Source organism: Paenibacillus sp. MZ03-122A, assembly GCF_024213325.1.
Classification (GTDB): Bacteria; Bacillota; Bacilli; order Paenibacillales; family Paenibacillaceae; genus Paenibacillus; species Paenibacillus polymyxa_B.
This window is the reverse complement of record NZ_JANAVI010000005.1, coordinates 226,632-243,022: the sequence shown is the minus strand read 5'-3', so window position 1 is coordinate 243,022 and position 16,391 is coordinate 226,632. Positions and strand designations below refer to the sequence as shown.

Annotated in this window: 17 protein-coding genes; 3 read left to right on the top strand and 14 right to left on the bottom strand. The window is 42.4% G+C overall.

Translation table 11 applies throughout. The features are described 5' to 3' along the window. Positions 1-6: 6 nt before the first annotated feature. The 11 genes from NLX74_RS13295 to NLX74_RS13245 all read right to left on the bottom strand — a co-directional run bounded on the left by NLX74_RS13295 (position 7) and on the right by NLX74_RS13245 (position 11,285). Complete coding sequence (locus NLX74_RS13295) at positions 7-447, bottom strand: DUF1330 domain-containing protein (RefSeq protein WP_254329012.1); 441 nt, start codon at positions 445-447, stop codon at positions 7-9. A 53-nt stretch (positions 448-500) separates the two neighbouring features. Continuing rightward, a complete protein-coding gene (locus NLX74_RS13290) occupies positions 501-1,112 on the bottom strand; it encodes a DUF2239 family protein (RefSeq protein ID WP_254329011.1) in 612 nt (203 codons plus the stop codon). A gap of 1,175 nt (positions 1,113-2,287) precedes the next feature. Continuing rightward, positions 2,288-2,611 (bottom strand): hypothetical protein, encoded by a 324-nt coding sequence (locus NLX74_RS13285; protein WP_254329010.1) that lies wholly within the window; start codon positions 2,609-2,611, stop codon positions 2,288-2,290. 813 nt (positions 2,612-3,424) lie between these two features. Then, positions 3,425-4,084: an NADAR family anti-phage protein gene (locus tag NLX74_RS13280; protein WP_254329009.1), complete on the bottom strand. Its 660-nt coding sequence runs from the start codon at positions 4,082-4,084 to the stop codon at positions 3,425-3,427. A gap of 19 nt (positions 4,085-4,103) precedes the next feature. After that, positions 4,104-5,129 (bottom strand): phosphoribosyltransferase-like anti-phage protein, encoded by a 1,026-nt coding sequence (locus NLX74_RS13275; protein WP_254329008.1) that lies wholly within the window; start codon positions 5,127-5,129, stop codon positions 4,104-4,106. A gap of 543 nt (positions 5,130-5,672) precedes the next feature. Continuing rightward, positions 5,673-6,794 carry a hypothetical protein gene (locus tag NLX74_RS13270; protein ID WP_254329007.1) on the bottom strand — a complete coding sequence of 374 codons (1,122 nt, stop codon included), beginning with the start codon at positions 6,792-6,794 and terminating at the stop codon, positions 5,673-5,675. Between the two features lie 134 nt (positions 6,795-6,928). Continuing rightward, positions 6,929-8,248 carry an ABC transporter permease gene (locus tag NLX74_RS13265; RefSeq protein ID WP_254329006.1) on the bottom strand — a complete coding sequence of 440 codons (1,320 nt, stop codon included), beginning with the start codon at positions 8,246-8,248 and terminating at the stop codon, positions 6,929-6,931. Continuing rightward, entirely contained in the window at positions 8,241-9,143 is a 903-nt protein-coding gene (locus NLX74_RS13260; protein ID WP_069291013.1) for an ABC transporter ATP-binding protein, read from the bottom strand. The genes NLX74_RS13265 and NLX74_RS13260 overlap by 8 nt, the downstream gene beginning before the upstream one ends. 2 nt (positions 9,144-9,145) lie before the next feature. Further along, positions 9,146-10,081 carry an ABC transporter ATP-binding protein gene (locus NLX74_RS13255; protein WP_254329111.1) on the bottom strand — a complete coding sequence of 312 codons (936 nt, stop codon included), beginning with the start codon at positions 10,079-10,081 and terminating at the stop codon, positions 9,146-9,148. 41 nt (positions 10,082-10,122) lie between these two features. After that, complete coding sequence (locus tag NLX74_RS13250; protein ID WP_254329005.1) at positions 10,123-10,524, bottom strand: GntR family transcriptional regulator; 402 nt, start codon at positions 10,522-10,524, stop codon at positions 10,123-10,125. A gap of 41 nt (positions 10,525-10,565) precedes the next feature. Continuing rightward, a complete protein-coding gene (locus tag NLX74_RS13245; protein WP_061831091.1) occupies positions 10,566-11,285 on the bottom strand; it encodes a hypothetical protein in 720 nt (239 codons plus the stop codon). A gap of 235 nt (positions 11,286-11,520) precedes the next feature. Here NLX74_RS13245 and NLX74_RS13240 point away from each other — a divergent pair, with 235 nt between their 5' ends. Next, positions 11,521-11,748: a DUF1858 domain-containing protein gene (locus NLX74_RS13240; RefSeq protein WP_069291011.1), complete on the top strand. Its 228-nt coding sequence runs from the start codon at positions 11,521-11,523 to the stop codon at positions 11,746-11,748. A gap of 14 nt (positions 11,749-11,762) precedes the next feature. Further along, positions 11,763-13,022: a DUF438 domain-containing protein gene (locus NLX74_RS13235; protein ID WP_235307133.1), complete on the top strand. Its 1,260-nt coding sequence runs from the start codon at positions 11,763-11,765 to the stop codon at positions 13,020-13,022. Here NLX74_RS13235 and NLX74_RS13230 read toward each other — a convergent pair. Beyond that, positions 13,011-13,523, bottom strand: a complete 513-nt coding sequence (locus tag NLX74_RS13230) for a GNAT family N-acetyltransferase (protein ID WP_254329004.1) — start codon at positions 13,521-13,523, stop codon at positions 13,011-13,013. The two genes, NLX74_RS13235 and NLX74_RS13230, sit on opposite strands and share 12 nt — an antisense overlap. A 145-nt stretch (positions 13,524-13,668) precedes the next feature. On the opposite strand from NLX74_RS13230, the gene NLX74_RS13225 reads away from it, so the two are divergent. Beyond that, entirely contained in the window at positions 13,669-14,955 is a 1,287-nt protein-coding gene (locus NLX74_RS13225; protein WP_254329003.1) for a hypothetical protein, read from the top strand. 66 nt (positions 14,956-15,021) lie between these two features. On the opposite strand, the gene map is transcribed toward NLX74_RS13225, so the two are convergent. Further along, positions 15,022-15,804: a type I methionyl aminopeptidase gene (gene map, locus NLX74_RS13220; RefSeq protein ID WP_250259517.1), complete on the bottom strand. Its 783-nt coding sequence runs from the start codon at positions 15,802-15,804 to the stop codon at positions 15,022-15,024. Positions 15,805-15,909: 105 nt separating this feature from the next. Continuing rightward, positions 15,910-16,098, bottom strand: coding sequence for a hypothetical protein (locus NLX74_RS13215; RefSeq protein WP_007428354.1), 189 nt, complete (start codon positions 16,096-16,098; stop codon positions 15,910-15,912). Positions 16,099-16,391 lie beyond the last annotated feature (293 nt).

Sequence of the window (16,391 nt, the reverse complement as noted above, 5' to 3'; positions counted from 1 at the left end):
CTTCAATTAATTCGGTTTCGGAAGTTCTGCCATAGGCAGAAGGCGTGGATCTTCTATCGCTGCAGTCCGGTGACCGATACCGGCCAGGTAGTCTTGATGACTTGAAAAAGCTAGAAATGACTGCGTGCTACTCTGGCGGATCAGCATGACAAGATCCCATTTCTCGTCTCCGGGTCCAATAAGAAACTCTCCGCCATCGCCAAGAAACACGATTTCACCTCCGCTTTCACGGAGATATGGGAGGGTGTGCTCAATATAGCGGTTGAAAGCTTCGGCACCGCTAATAGGGACCTCCGGTGTTAGTTCAGGATTGGCTGTGTAATCAGCAACATCGCGAAAACGGAGTAGGTTCAACATGACGATGCTGCCCTCAATGCCTCGTTGCATGAACCTCATGCCAGCGCGTTGCGTTGGTTCAATGTAACGAATAGATTCTAACTCAGTCATAGTGACTCCTTTCGCAATTCCTTTTTAATTCTTTACGCCCTCATCTGTTTCATTCATAAGTTCTCTTCAGGGAATGCATTGGCGGCTAATCTCTTGACATGGTTTCTGATATCAGGTACCCAGTCATCGATGAAGTGGTAAAAACGATCCAAATCACCGACATACAGTGCCCGCAGAGCTTCTTCGTATTGATTGAAGTCCCCGGCCATAGCTGTCATAAAGTTATATGTTGCTTCTTGTGACTCTCGTATTGTGCTCTGTTGTTCTCCAGCACGGCGAGCTTCATCAATGAGTTTTCGTAATGTTACCGACGCCCCTCCAGGTTGACTCTTGAGCCATTCCCAATGCCGAGGCAATAACGTAACCTCACCGGATACAACACCCAGCTTGGGTCGACCGACCCGGCGTGTAGTCTGGTGATTCACTTCTGTACCGGATGAGTCACCAAACTGTTCTCCTAATCGTTTAAGCACCTCATCTGTCTTCCCACGAAAATCAACATCTATTGGCTTCCCCGTGGAATCGTCAAATATAAGCAGCTGTGTGAGTTCTCTGTCACTCAGAGCATCCTTCACTGTAGTAACAACGTGCTGTAAGGAACCACTGGCGACGACTCCTACACCCAAAAATGCCGTGCAGTAAAAGCGTGTTAGGGCATTACTCATGTTGACCTCCTTTCTGCCGTCTCAATTATACCCGGGTAAAAATAATAAATCAATATTACCCGGGTATAATATGCTTTCCCGTTCGTAATGTAGGGAATAAATGCAAAAGATATGGCCTAAGAGGAACCGCGTTGTTGAGGGCGGAACTGGCAAAGTATTTGCTCAGCGAGCGGCCAGACTACGCGTACTTGAAAAGCTTATTCCAGCACTTGAGAGTGGAGCGACGAAATAATCAATTTTACTGTCGAGTGGAAAGATATTATAAAAGAGCTACAGCTTTCAACTAACGGGAAACGTTAGTTGAACAACAACAGCGGCAGTCTAAGACTTTATTTATCAAGTCTTGTTCTGCCGCTGTTTCATTTAATGGATCAGTCTAAAACTTATTTCTCAAAAGCTGACGGTTCTCAATTCGAAAACGTTGTTAAGTCAACGACTCCAGTCTATTACTTTATTTTCACAGAACTAATCCTTTTCTTTTGTCATTTTAAATCCTTCCCCTCAAATAGTTTATTTCTTCACCATCTTCTTATATTCGGACACCATGCAATAACTTCACCAATGTATACTTATGCATAAATATTCATTCCTCGCTAATTATGAAAAAAATTCTCATTAATTATGACACTCTCTTCGGACAATAAAGTTGTGTACTAGTAACCCTTGGTGTATCAAGGATTTCAGCTTATTATATGATTCAATAATACCAAATAAAGTTGTGTACTAGCGAGTCAATTACATATATTTTTACCTGTGAGATATACAATAAAGTTGTGTACTAAAATCCAATAATTTCAATTTATAATTATTAAAATTCTAAAAGTATGTACGTTAAATCCTTATAATTATGTTCTCCTGTCTTTAACTTTTCTATTATTTCTTTACCATAATATCGCTCTCTATTTAAACCAAAGCAGCCGTCCTAATTTTAACAAAGCCTGATGACACTTGTTCATCAGGCTTTTGATTTTACTAAAAGTGATTCTTTTCCTCTAACAGTTGCGAAGTGAGTAAATAATACCATACGGCATAAAGTTGTAGAATGAGAAAGTAAAGATATAAAATCGAAATCTCAGTACCAGTGCTTTCAATATATACTTTTCTAAAAAAAGCCCACTGCATTAGAGAGTAGATCTCTAAAACAGTGGACATCTACTGAATTTTAAAATTGCGAATTATACAACATCTATTATATCCTTTGAAACTCCATACTTGGTAGCAAGCGCCTCTACCAACTCATGGTAAGCGTGATATTCGGTATTATCGACCACATCTTGGTCATCATGCAATTTTTCATCATTATCATCGTATATCATTACATACTCAACACGATATACACCTGGTGTTTCTTCTGGTTCTTCGATAGATAAATCAATACGCTCAATTTTTCCAATAACAACTGGTGAGCCACTATTATCAATAGCCCACACTTCACCATGGCTTACCTGAATAATTATTTCACCGTCATTTTGAGCTTTAAAGTCATCTGCTTTTGTCATATCCTCATCACCTTCCCAGTGTATGTTGTAGTACATATTGTTGTGCTTATTATATTTAAAAAATAAGAAGCCAGTCTAATACTTTAAAACTTATTTATGATAGGCAGACGATTTTAGCATTTGAAAACCACGTAGAATCAACAACATCAGTCTATAGCTTTATATTTTCCTTGTTCACTAAGCACAGATTTTTATAGCTAATACATTTATATATGAGTTTACTCAATTTATTGTAATATTTAGTGTTTTATTTTAACAGTGTAAGTATATAAAAGAGATGAAAGTCTTTAAACCATTTGTTTAGATGTATCATTGAAGCGTTTAAACGTTTAAATTGGTTAAAAAACGTAGTATAAGAAACATAAAAGTCTAGATGTAAAGGAGTGAAAACTCCCCAAAAGTACTGGAAATTAATATCTGATGAAAAGGGTTCTACTAATTGTCCAAAGTGTTTACATGAAGATATCATTCAATTACTTTAACGGCATATCATTCAAAAGAGCCTGTAGCATTCTTGAAGGAGGATGATCTGTCTCAGGGGAAAACAGCGCTTAGGGCATAATCATGATGAAACTATGATGCGCTGCTCCAGAATGCCCAGAAGCAGAAATTGAAGTTTTTAGATATACTTAAGGCAAACAAAAATTATTTTAAAACTTTAGTTCGAAAACATGGGCATACCCTAGATATCAACATAGACTTAGAGGATTATTGATACTATTCGGTTTCAAAAAAGGCAATCACTATACGATAGTGAAGGGCTATAAAGAGAAACTCACCTTATTTAGTTCAATAGTTGTATAAGTCAGTTTTTTATTCTTCAAACAACAATGTTTGTGTAACTTCATTTACGTTCGGCTTTTTACTATGGTCTTTCTCAGATTTTTTAAGGCTTAGTCTACACTGTATCGTTGATATAGGTTTCCCATATAATAAGAAATCATCAATTTTAGGCGTGTTTATATGCACTACTTCATTATCTATTTGTTTTGCTTCTTCTCTCAATTCCATTAGTAATCTACCTAGAGCATTTGTACCGAACAAATTAGAATCATCATCAGGAATTGCTCCCCAAAAGGAATCTTTGTGCGATTCTTCAACAATAGGTAATTCTCTTGTTTGTTTTAGTTCTTCAGAAAATGTCAACCAGTTTTGATAGAGTTTTACACGAAGACACCATCGCATTATTTTAATTCTTGATTCATTCCAATCAGACCTTGATTGGTTACGATATGGTTTACTTATCATTTTTGCAGTCATTGGGCTATTTTGGCTAATTATTTCTTTTTGTACATTAGGCAGATGCGGAAATCGACAAGCTTGATACAATGCTTCAGAAGTCAGAATTTTAACTCCATTGATGGAGATTGGAAAACCAGGAGCCATATTGGACATTGCTCCATATGGCTCCTTGGTTTTTTTGAAAACTATTGAATTCTGCCTAGAGTATAGTTTTTTTTCTGGATTAGACACCATCAATCCTCCATTTCTTCTAATTAACTCTTCTCGGAAAGAGAGGGTACCATTGATTGAGATGTTTCTGATTAATGTCACCCCACCATAGCACTAAAGGGCTATTATTTGCAATATTTCGATAGGTTACGAATAATGAACCAAAACCCAAATCTGAAAAATATGAATACCCCATGGGTTTAAAACTAGGGTTATTAGTAAACGTATAAAGGTATGCTCCATGCGTTAGAAATGCTTGTTCAACAACAACTCGAGCCTCCTTCGAAGTAAAAAGTGTCTCACTAGTAGGGTAAGTTTCAGAGCGAAATAATGGGAATCTACTATTCCCTTTTTGCTCCCGCTGTTCTTCCATCGCTTTTCTGAAGTTTGTTACATGAACATCATCACCCTTATGCTCAGTCGGCCATAAACAAAGATATTCTTTCGAATTAAATGCATTATTAGAAAACTCATGAATTCTCCAAAATTTAAATTCTACGTTTTTTCCTTTAAATAGACTTTTTAGGTTCCTAGTTAAATAGCTATAATTACTGTTGTACATTGCTAAAAACACTAAATGTAGAGTTACATTTTGTATTTCATTTTCATTAGCCCATTTCTTAATATCCCAAAATGCCGTGTTTCCAGAAAACATACAATCATCAAAGTAAATATATGTATTGGGCTGTTTGCCACAATCTGATAATTTAATATCAAACTTCTCTTCCATTGTATCGCCAAGTAATTCTAACAATTCTCTTTGACTTTCTCCTTTTCTCTGAATTTCTAAAAAGCTTACAGCGGGATAGTTCGTTTTAAAGTCTCCTACGATTTCTTTTTTGTTTATAAGGAGTTCCATGAATTCAGCAGTACGTTCCTTTGAAACATAATGTTTCTTTAAAATATGATCTATTTCTTTCAAAATGGTCAAACGACTCGATTCATTGAACTGTTCGATCCATTTTTCTACGTGATCTTTACTCATAACTTTTCCATTTTTATAGTCCTTTGTTGTATCTACAATGCTATTCATTAGTTCTTCAATCTCATCAACCGTGTCCAACATACTATATCCCTCCATATATTTTAGGTATTTTGTATTATTTATTCGACACGAATATAGAAATTCCTTCCTAATTATCTTAAATTTATTTATCTGATCTGATAGCAATTGCTGAAGGCCAAATTCCCAGTAAGACGGATAACCAACTTAGCCATATTACGAAACAAAAAAGATTCAACCCTAGGTTCTTGAATCATTCCAAGTATTGGGTCTTAGAGAGAACACTGGTCCATTAAAATTTATGAAAGGGATTATAATAAATCAACAAGTTAAATATCCTTACTATATTGTAACTAATCATTTACTTGAGCGATAACGCACCAAACTATTTTGATGGATTAGAAGCTGAAATTCTACACCTGATGTCATTACGAAATTTCAAAACTCTAATTAATACTCTCCACTCGCTTTAACAATTTGTGTTATTAGATTTATTCATAAAATACAACGACCGTTCTTCTATATTGAGAAACGGTCGTTGTTTCATTACTATTAGAACCGGGACTAGCTGACAATAACATCTAGCCACATATTTTAAACAATTAATTATGTTTCGATCAAAACGTCTTCAAACCTCCATAAAATGTCGCAATCAACACCATGAGATTGTGGCTCTCCAATATCAGGTGAAATTTTTAGTGAGCAATTCAGACACTCAGCACCAATAGATTTAACCCATATACTCACAGGCGCTCCCTCTTCGTCTGTATCAAAGTCGGTTTCTGTACTGACAAGAAGGGTTTCCATATTGCAAACGAAGCAAGTAGTAACATCCATATCATCTATAGCCTTTACGATAGCATTTGCTCTTTCTTCGATTTGATCCAGGTCAAATTTCCAGATAGGAATAGTGTAACATGCAAGCCCATATGCTTTGAAAAAAGCAATACGCTCGTAATCGATTTGTTCTTGACCGGATTTAATTATTTCATTTATCGGGTCTAATGTAGATTTTTTATATTTCCAATAGGATTCAAGTTTATTATAATCACTGAATTCTAAGCACTTATTTACTAAGGGAAATACATTTTGAGAAATAAACTGATCCAACTCATTTAAACGTAGTACATACACGCCTTTATGCCAGACACGATTTCTTAACTGGTTTAGATCTACTAAGGTCTGCTTATTATCACTAATAATTTTTGATATGACAGGTATACTACTGGTGTCACCTTCAAGTTTCATTAAGCTGATTACTCGATTTAGCGAAGTCATAAATTCAGCAGTATTATCACTTGTTAAGTCATAAGGTCTTTTGTTCAAGAGAACATCAAGGATAGTAGATGAGTTGTCCCCATTTAGGTTTACCTTATAGGCTAACTTAGGATGAACACTTCCTAATATATCCTTCAATAATAGCTCAAAAAAATGATGGAAATGGAATACACATTGCAGATACACTTCCTGATAATCTGTATTTTCACAGAATAAAGCAATACGTTCCATTGAGTCTTCATAAAAGGGATGGTCTTTTTCAATGTACATATCCTTAACTACGCGCTTATCCGAGGCTACTTGATATGTTTTAAAATATGACTTAACTCCTATTCTCAACGAAGCAAGCGCCGATTTAGTAACATTCTCTTTGTTCTTGATTTTCCCAATCGTAAGCCCATGTTCTCTAGTCAGTTTAAAGATCGTGTTCTCCTCCTCAGATGCATACAAGCTAATTCCAATAGAGAAATGCATATTTATGAATAAATATACATTTCTCATTAATTATGAAAAAGTTTTCTCATTAATTATGAAAATATTCTCACTAATTATGACACCACACACTCACACCGCAATTAAAAAATTTAAATCTTGTAAGCCTTCATAGCTTTTCTTAACTCTTTGAATGAAGGACGTTTGCCATACATTAAGACGCCCGTACGGTAGATCTTGGCGGCCAGCCAACCGAACAACAAAATGGAGGCGACCAGTATACCAAGTGACAGCCAGATTTCCAGCAGGCTCGCCCGCTCCAGACCAATCCGCAACAGCATGACAGTCGGCGAGAAAAATGGGATATACCCGGCCACCTTTACGAAAATCGTATCCGGTGCGGCGATATTGAAGATACCGATATAAAAGGCTGCCAGTGACAGCACGGTAATCGGCATGATCGCCTGTCCCAACTCCTCGGTACGGCTAACGATAGAGCCCACCGCAGCGAACAATACTGCGTACAGAAAGTAGCCGAGGATGTAGAATACCAGACCATAGCCCAATACCGCGATATTCAGTTGCGACAGATCCAGCCCAGCTGAGCTAAGAATGACATTATTATGCGGCAGCATAAGGTTAGCGCACACAACGGCTGCAAAGACAGCAATTTGCAGCAGGCCGACCAGGAAAATGCCGATAATTTTTCCGAACATCTGGGTCAACGGTGAGACGCTTGTGATGAGAATCTCCATGATACGTGAGCTTTTTTCCGATGTCACCTCTGCAGCAATCATATTCCCCGTCATCATAGAGGAGGTGAAGAATAAAATCATCAGTACATAGACCAAACCATAGTTAATCATAGAGGTCTCTTTTTTCTCTGTCCCCACGGCTCCCCCTGCCTCAGACGGACCGTCTACTTCCCTGCTATCCACCAATACAGGTGTGCTAATTTCACGAATTTGATCGCCGGTCAATGCATTGCCGCCCATAATGGCTTTGACCTTAGCTTCCTGAAGTCCCGTCTGCAACAATGTAATTACAGCAGGAGATGGCTCTTTTTCTACAGAGACGTACTCCACTTTAGGAAACGCATCTCCCTTGGCGGCAGGCTCCGTGAACTGCACGTAACCTTGCAGCTCCCCGTTTTTCAAGGCTTGCTGCATGGCCGGCGTTTGTATGCTGTCATAACGCACCCAGATGGCTGCCGGGTTGGATTGCTCCTTGGTGAATTGCTCCAGCTGATTCGCCACTTCTATCCGGCTCCCGGCAATCAGTCCCAAGCGATGATGCTCGGCTGCCGTTGTGCCCGAACCTCCTGCCCCCTCTCCTTTAAACAAAGAAATTAAATACGGCAGATTCATACCAATCGTAATGAGCAAGGCCAGTACCAGCGTTGTAATGATAAAAGATTTGGTTCTCGCCTTCTGACGAAACGTAAAACCGATCACCGTACCCAGTCTATTCATGGGAATCCCCCACCTCTCTTATGAAAATCTCGTTCAGCGTAGGTTCCTTGATCTCAAAATGCTCTACATCCGTTTGCTCCAACGCCGTTTGTAAAATCAACTTCGCCGCATCCGGCTGCTCAATATGCAGCATCCAGCCGCGATCCATAGGCTCTGCACGGCGCACGCCGGGCAGCTGCTCCAGTCCATTCACTTCACCTGTAGTAATGAGACGAACTTTTTCACGTGGGTAACGGCCCTTAATCTCCTGCACACTTCCCTGCACAACTGTATTGGAGCGATGCAAGATCGTAATATGGCGGCACAGTTCCTCCACATGCTCCATGCGGTGGGTCGAGAATAAAATCGCAGCCCCATCGTCCCGCAGCTCTTTCACCGTATCCTTAAGCAATTCAACGTTCACCGGATCAAGCCCACTGAAGGCCTCATCCAAAATAAGCAGCGTGGGGCGATGCACAACAGCGGCAATAAAGCCCATTTTCTGCTGATTCCCCTTGGATAGCTCCTCAATCCGCTTGTCGTAGTATTCCGGCACTCCAAAGCGTTCCAGCCAGTAGCGTAGACTTTTGTCCGCCTCCTTGGCCGACATGCCGCGCAGCCTGCCCAAATAGTTAATTTGCTCGCTCACCTTCACCTTGGGGTATAGTCCACGCTCCTCAGGCAAATAGCCCATCGTCCGCTGAAGCTCCTTGCTGTAGGGCTTTCCCTCATATTGAATGCTTCCTCCATCAGGGTAAATCAGGCCGAGCACCATGCGCATCGTTGTGGTTTTGCCTGCTCCATTGCCTCCCAGTAGTCCGTAAATCTCCCCGCCGTTCACATTCAGCGAAATTCCGTTCACCGCCGTGTGGTTCCCATATTGCTTCACGACCTCTTTCAATTGCAGCATGCTCATGATTACTCCGCTCCTTTTTTCTGCGTGTATATCTCCGCATCTTCTGATAGTTGTCCAGCAGACCAATGTATTAAAATATCATCCAGCTCCAAACGCCGCACACGGATAGGGCGAATGCCCGCTTGTTCCAATATGGCGCTGGTCTCTCCGGCTGCCAACGTTACAATTCGCTGCAATGCGCCTTCGCTCTCCGTCTCTACCACTCCCGGAAGCTCCGATGCCTCCTCTGGCGTGCCTTCAAACCACATTTCTTTGCTATTTTCGAGCAAATGGTCTTTTTCCAGCTTGCCAAGCAGCCTGCCATCATGCATCAGGACAATATAATCCGCCAAACGCTTGATCTCGTCTATAATATGAGTAGCAATAATAACCGTCGTTTTGCCGTTCTCCATACAATCCCGCAGTTCCTCCAGCATGATTTTCCAGGCAAAAGGGTCTAAACCTGACGAAGGCTCATCCAGCAGCAACAAACGGGGATGAGGCGCCAAGGCTGCAGCCAGTTCAAACTTGCGGCGCTCTCCCTTAGACATGCGCGATAATTTCGTATGCTGAGGGACCTGAAATCGTTCCATCAGACGCTGAAAACGTGTTTCATCCCAGCCGGGATACCACAAGGCTCGAAAAGCCGCTGCTTCTTCTGCCGTGATTCGATCTTCCTCCCGGCTTGGCTGCTCTGACATATACCCAACCCATTGTCGTGTATCTGCCGGCATGCCGTCTGGATACGCTTGACCGAACCAACGGATTTCACCGGAATCCGGGTGGATAAGCTGAGTCAGCAGATGAATCAATGTACTTTTGCCCGATCCGTTATGTCCAGCCAAAGCGACTACATATCCCGGTTCAATGGTTAGATTAATCGGTCCAATTTCCCGGTTACCTCGGGTTTTATAGACTTGGCTCATCTCAATAATGGGTGTTTTTATCTGTATCCCCATAGGAACTTCCACATGATGATTTACTTCGTTCTTCACGGGCGTCACTCCTTCACTTGGACTTCATACCTTCTCTTCACCATTTCTGCGAAAAGCTCCAACAATTCCTGTTCTGTCATCTGCACAGCAATGCCTGTGTCAATCGCCGTTTCCAACACCTCGGTCACTGCTTTAAGGCGGTAACCTGAGCGCTTATCGTCCTCGACCAGAGCTACGAAGGTGCCCGTCCCCTGCCGGGTACGAAGCAAGCCCTCATTCTCCAAATCCTGATAGACCCGCCGGACGGTGATGACGCTGCAGCGGAGCGTCCCTGCAAACTCCCGAATGGAGGGAAGCAGCGTTCCCGCTGCAATCTGTCCGGTTACGATGAGTGAACGAAGTTGCTTTTCAATTTGTGCATACAGCGGTTCCGCGCTATTCTCATCAATTTGCACTGGTATATTCACCTGCTTCTCCCCCCTTTTTATCTATCTTTGTACACATACCCCTAAGTTAAGTCCCGTTTCATAAGCCTACGCTGTGTCACCTTATAGGACACCCACATACCCAGAACTCCTGCCAGCAGCGCTCCCCACATCACCGGAGACAACAGCTGCCATTCCTTGCTATAAAATGCCGTTAACGATACCAGATTGGCTCCACATACTCGAACTATAATCGTAACTATCCCACAAATGAGCATGATGACAATGGATAGCCAAAAGTAGGATTTTCCTCTTTTAAGAAATTCCAAATGAATATAAATGGCTTGAATCAGCATGCCGTAGCCTATCCAGGTAAGTGCAAACGATACAAAGAAACCTGTACTGGCATATACCCGAAACGTAGCTGACAACGTAAACAATAGAGTGAAAAATATTACACTGTTCACAACAAACGCCAAAAGCGCCTGTTGAATTCGACTCATAATCACCGCATTCATCGGTATAGGCAAGGTGCGGAAAAAGGCTAGCATATGCGTATAGGAATCTTCCTGAAGATATTTAAAAGCACGGCGGTTATAAATGAATCCGAGAAACGGAATCAACACCAGCATGATAAAATCGGCTACTGGACTCAAGTTTCCAAGTTCACCCCATTGCACACTTACAGCAAAACTCATGGTAAATCCCAAATACGCAATAAACAGCAATGTCCACAGCATGACATATGGATTGTTGCGAAAATCGTGCCTGTTAATCTTCCATGCCTGCTTGATGATTGTCATTTTCATATCCTGATCCCTTCTGCACTGCCTGTAATGACGACCTTGTTCTCTCTTCATACGAAGTTATTATTACAGTAATCAGTGTTATTACTGTATATATCTTTATACACAGTATATAAACCATGAATTACAACTGTCAACACCTGAATGTAAATTGTGCGTACAATCACAAAAGCTCGTCAGAACCTATGCTACTCTGTAAATGATAAACGTTCTCAATCAAGGGGATGACCAAATGGATAAGATACTGCACTGGGATGAGCCGATATTTAACCTTGTTAACCGTTACCCCGAAGTGAAGGACATTATGGTAGAGCTGGGTTTTCACGATATCGCCAAGCCTGGCATGTTACAGACCGCAGGTCGTTTTATGACACTGTCCAAAGGTATTGCAATGAAAAAAGTAGCTATGGAAACCGTGGAAAGCACGTTTTTGCAACATGGTTTTACCATTCAAAAATAAAGGAGCTAACGATCATGAGCGAGTTAATTAACAACCGTGAACATACAGCACAGGAATTAACGGAACGCCAACAAACGCTAAAGGAAATTATAAAAGAATTACATGCCGGGAAAAGCGTGGAGGAAGTCAAAGCGCGTTTCGCAGAGGCTGTTGGCGGAGTAAGCGTAGCGGAAATTTCAGCTATGGAGCATGCATTGATGACCGAGGAGGGGATTCCCGTATCGGAAGTGCAGCGTCTTTGTTCCGTGCATACATCGATATTCAAGGGTTCCATTGAGGATATTCACCGTCCTTCAGGACCAGAGGAACAACCGGGACATCCTGTTCATACCTTCAAGCTGGAAAATCGGGAGATCGAACAATTGGTCAACTTCAAGTTGTCATTGCACGCGGACCAATTTCAAAAGGACGACAGCCCCAAAATCATCTACAAGTTACTGGAAGATTTAAGTCTGCTGCTCGATCTCGACAAGCACTATAGCCGCAAAGAAAATCTGGTCTTTCCTTATCTAGAACGCTATGGAATTTTTGGCCCAACCAAAGTTATGTGGGGTGTGGACGACAGCATTCGTGCCGCGATTAAGGAGGCAAAGAGTCTGCTCACCGAATATAACGGAGATCGTGAACAGATTGGGAAGGCACTTGCCCATATCATGAGCGAAGTGAATGAAATGATATTCAAGGAAGAAAATATTTTGCTACCGATGGCACTCAGTAAGCTGACAGAGGATGAGTGGCTGAAAATAGCCCGGGAAAGCGAAGAAATCGGGTTCTGCTTGACCGCTCCCGAACGTGAATGGATACCTGAACGGGCAGAGGAACCGGCAGAAGCCCTTGAGCAAACGGAAGGCACATCTGGAACACCGCAGGGCTTCGTGCGATTCGAGACGGGGATTATATCTGTACAACAATTGGAACTGCTGTTGAATCATCTACCCGTTGACCTGACCTTTATAGATGAAAATGATGTTGTTCGCTATTTTTCCCATGGTAAGGAACGAATCTTTGCGCGCACGAAAGCCGTCATTGGTCGTACCGTACAGAATTGCCACCCACCCCAAAGCGTACATGTCGTTGAGAAGCTGCTGGAAGATTTTAAGGCAGGTCGCAAGGATGTTGAAGATTTTTGGATTCCAATCAAGGACAAATTTGTCTACATCCGGTATTTTGCCATCCGTGATGCAGAGGGCCGCTATCTGGGAACGTTGGAATTTACGCAAAATATCGCACCAATTCGTGCCTTGGAAGGACAAAAGCGTATTCTATCCGAATAGTATCCAACCGTAAGCCACCATGTTCAGATTTTTGCCACCCATATTTATAATATGTTGTTCTACTATAAGTTTGGCCCCCAGCCTTTCATAAAAAGTACATGCTGGATTATCTGCTAGCACCCATACGATTACAGAGTGAATATCCATACTATTAAAATGTTGAAGCAGACGTAAAAATAGTCTCTTCCCCAAGCCTAAACTATGGTATTCACTCAAAACGTAAATAGCCGTTATTTCTCCCCCATACGGGGGATATTCACCTGACTTTTCCGGCCCCCCACTCACCAATCCGATGATTTCCCCCTTCTCATTTTCAGCAACATATACCCGATGACCGTCTTCACTGGATAGATTCGCATTCCACAGTTCTGTTCTTTGCTCATAGGAAAGCTGTTCCAGAACCTGGGCAGGCATTATATCTTTGTACGTCGTCTTCCAGCAATCTACGTGCACCTTGGCGATGCCCTCGGCATCTGATATCGTTGCTTCCCTGATGTTCATGTAAGTTCCACTCCTAGTTTCCAATATTATGCACTCTATTATATCGACGATCCCAATCTTGATCTATAATAAGGATATTCATTGTTTAGTGAAGTTGGATAGGATAACCCGTTCACTACACTACTCGTTTACTGGGGGATTCGACTTGAATAAAATTGTTTCATTTTATGTGCCGCTTGGCATTTCGTCATTAATTGCTGCACTAACGCATGTCATCGTCAATGCCGTGCTTGCTCGTTCGGAACATCCTTCGTTTACATTAAGCAGCTATGCGGTCGCCGTCAGCCTGTGCCTGCTGTTGGAAACTCCGTTAACCGCTGTACGGCAGATGACCACGAAATTCGGTTATGATCGCAAGTCCGTTCATTCTATCGGTATTTTATGTACGTTCGTGGCTGTGGCTGTATTGATCATCGGCTGGAGCATCGGGTTGACGCCTGTAGGCAATCTGGTCTTTCAATATGTATTTGGTGTGTCCCCAGTATTGATCGAACCCACCAAGAACGTATTTCAGGTTCTTACTTTACTATACATATTGGTAGCTGTCCGTAACATATATCAGGGACTTATTATCAACAAGCACCGAACGGCATGGATGACATTCAGCTCGTCCATACGTATTATCGTGATGCTAATTGCTTCCTGGTTTTTGATCCGTGCTGGCTGGACGAATGACGGACGAGTCGGTGCCGCCATTTTTATTGCAGGTATTCTCATAGAGCTGGTCGTTACTTTTTTAGAAGGCCGGGTTCTCAAAAGAAAGCTGCCTCCTGACAACGGGGAGCAAACCATCCATCACGCGAAGCATCTCCTACCTTTTTACCTTCCTTTGCTATATTCGGCGCTGGTGCTGGTTATCCTGAATCCTTCCATCCAAGCAGCGCTGAACAATACAACTGATCCACTGTTGGCCGTGGCATCCTTTTCTGTAGCACTGCAAATCCTGAATCTATTTGTCTGGTTTTGCAGCTCTTTGCATCAAATTGTGATTCAATTTTATACGACCAAGCGCAGGGAAGTGCTGATATTTTTAAGCTTTTTGTCTATCCTGTCGCCAATGCTACTCCTGTTACTCTCCTTCGGATTTGCTGGTGATCCTGTGTTACGGAATGTATTGGGATTGGAAGGAGAACTGTTGCTAGAAACCAGAGGACTGCTTCGCATACTGGCTGTCTATGTTGCATTTTATCCTTGGGTGGAATATTTTATAGGACGGTCGATATTAATCGGTAATACTAAACCTATCTTTATTGGTAGGCTGTTTTCTGTGAGCTTTGCGATTCTCGCGCTTATTCTGTGTATCTGCTTTTTTCCAGGACTGGACGGCAAAGTGGCAGGAATTGTGATGGCTGTTTCCTCGCCTGTCGAGCTGGGGATTTATCTGTTGCTTTATCGAAAAATCTCTACAAGCACGATGAATGTGTCATCCTGAAAAAACTTACCTAGAGAGCCTTATGCTAACGCCCCGCACATTGACTCCCTATGGCACATCTCTCTTTTACGAGGTCAAAATATAAGGACCGTTCTTTGTAATCGCAATCGTGTGCTCGTATTGAGCTCCCCAACTGCCGTCTGCTGTGCTGATGGTCCAGCCATCGTCCCCCCAGAGCACGGCCCCCTCGGTTCCGAGGGTAAATACCGGCTCAATGGTAATCACCATCCCTTCGCGCAGCGGTAATCCCGTTTTGGGACGACCGTAGTGCAGAACCTCTGGCGGCTCATGCATTTGGCGGCCAATGCCATGCCCGATCAGAGGCTTGACGTTGCCGAACCGCCGCCAGCCTGCCGCTTTTTCCACAGCATGCCCGATATCCCCCAACGTCTTCCCCGGGCGGGCAACCTCGATCCCGCGCACCAGTGCCTTATGGGTCTGCCGCAACAGTCGTGCTACCGGGCGGCTAATGTTACCTACCGCATAGGTCCATCCTCGGTCAGCTAGCCAACCGTCCTTGTTAACCACAATGTCGATGGTCACAATATCCCCATCATGAAGCACCCGCTCCGATGGAAAACCGTGACATACCACCTCGTTGACCGAAGCGCAGGTGGCATAAGGGAAACCTTTATAGCCCTTTTGTTCAGGCGTAGCTCCGCGCTTGCTTAAAAACTGCTCCACCCAAGCATCGATTTCAAGCGTTGTGATTCCCGGAAGAATACGACTTTCCAGCGTACGATGGCAATCTGCCAAAATACGTCCGGCCTCCCTCATGTAGCCGATTTCCTCCGGTGTTCGTATTGCTATCTCTATTGGAATCCGCCTCCTTTGAGCATACAAATTCACTAAACCTATCCCATTGTATGCAAGGCGGACACAAAAAAACCGTCTCCTCTGTGGATAGACGGTTTATAAAAGTCGTATTTCTAGTTTTTCGGGTAATCGAACCCTTTAAGATACTGAAGAATTTATGCGACCGAGTTCGTTTTCCACCACCATGGTCAACTCTTCCTCATACCCTCCTGTAATCCGGTATTTTCGCACATATTCCTTTACAAATTTTTTGGGATCCTTAGGCCGGAAAATTCGAGTCATTTCCCGCAGACTTTCCTTAACTTCATTGTGACCTTTCGTTGCCATGTAACTCCCTCCCAAAACGTTGAAAATAAGTGCTCCGTTGAAGAGAATGCCGAAAAGTATTGATGTCCTTATGCAGTGAAGTAGTATGTCTAATTGCAGCTTAGGTCGGGAACACCTTATACAAGGCATGTACCTGACACTATTATTAACCGAATTTCTTTTGGCTGAATCACTACCCCATTATAACATATTCAGATACAGCTTTCAGCTTTCCAGTAAATTTACATTGATTTTACCTATCTTTTACGCATCATGTCATTTGGGGTACTCAATCAGCTGTTGCACAGGGGGTA

Bases quoted from the DNA above. Each gene is read 5' to 3' on its own strand.
- NLX74_RS13240 (WP_069291011.1), top strand. From the start codon at position 11,521: ATGGATAAGATACTGCACTGGGATGAGCCGATATTTAACCTTGTTAAC.
- NLX74_RS13245 (WP_061831091.1), bottom strand. From the start codon at position 11,285: ATGACAATCATCAAGCAGGCATGGAAGATTAACAGGCACGATTTTCGC.
- NLX74_RS13255 (WP_254329111.1), bottom strand. From the start codon at position 10,081: ATGGGGATACAGATAAAAACACCCATTATTGAGATGAGCCAAGTCTAT.
- NLX74_RS13230 (WP_254329004.1), bottom strand. From the start codon at position 13,523: ATGAACATCAGGGAAGCAACGATATCAGATGCCGAGGGCATCGCCAAG.
- NLX74_RS13295 (WP_254329012.1), bottom strand. From the start codon at position 447: ATGACTGAGTTAGAATCTATTCGTTACATTGAACCAACGCAACGCGCT.
- NLX74_RS13215 (WP_007428354.1), bottom strand. From the start codon at position 16,098: ATGGCAACGAAAGGTCACAATGAAGTTAAGGAAAGTCTGCGGGAAATG.
- NLX74_RS13235 (WP_235307133.1), top strand. From the start codon at position 11,763: ATGAGCGAGTTAATTAACAACCGTGAACATACAGCACAGGAATTAACG.
- NLX74_RS13285 (WP_254329010.1), bottom strand. From the start codon at position 2,611: ATGACAAAAGCAGATGACTTTAAAGCTCAAAATGACGGTGAAATAATT.
- NLX74_RS13265 (WP_254329006.1), bottom strand. From the start codon at position 8,248: ATGAATAGACTGGGTACGGTGATCGGTTTTACGTTTCGTCAGAAGGCG.
- NLX74_RS13275 (WP_254329008.1), bottom strand. From the start codon at position 5,129: ATGTTGGACACGGTTGATGAGATTGAAGAACTAATGAATAGCATTGTA.
- NLX74_RS13290 (WP_254329011.1), bottom strand. From the start codon at position 1,112: ATGAGTAATGCCCTAACACGCTTTTACTGCACGGCATTTTTGGGTGTA.
- NLX74_RS13260 (WP_069291013.1), bottom strand. From the start codon at position 9,143: ATGAGCATGCTGCAATTGAAAGAGGTCGTGAAGCAATATGGGAACCAC.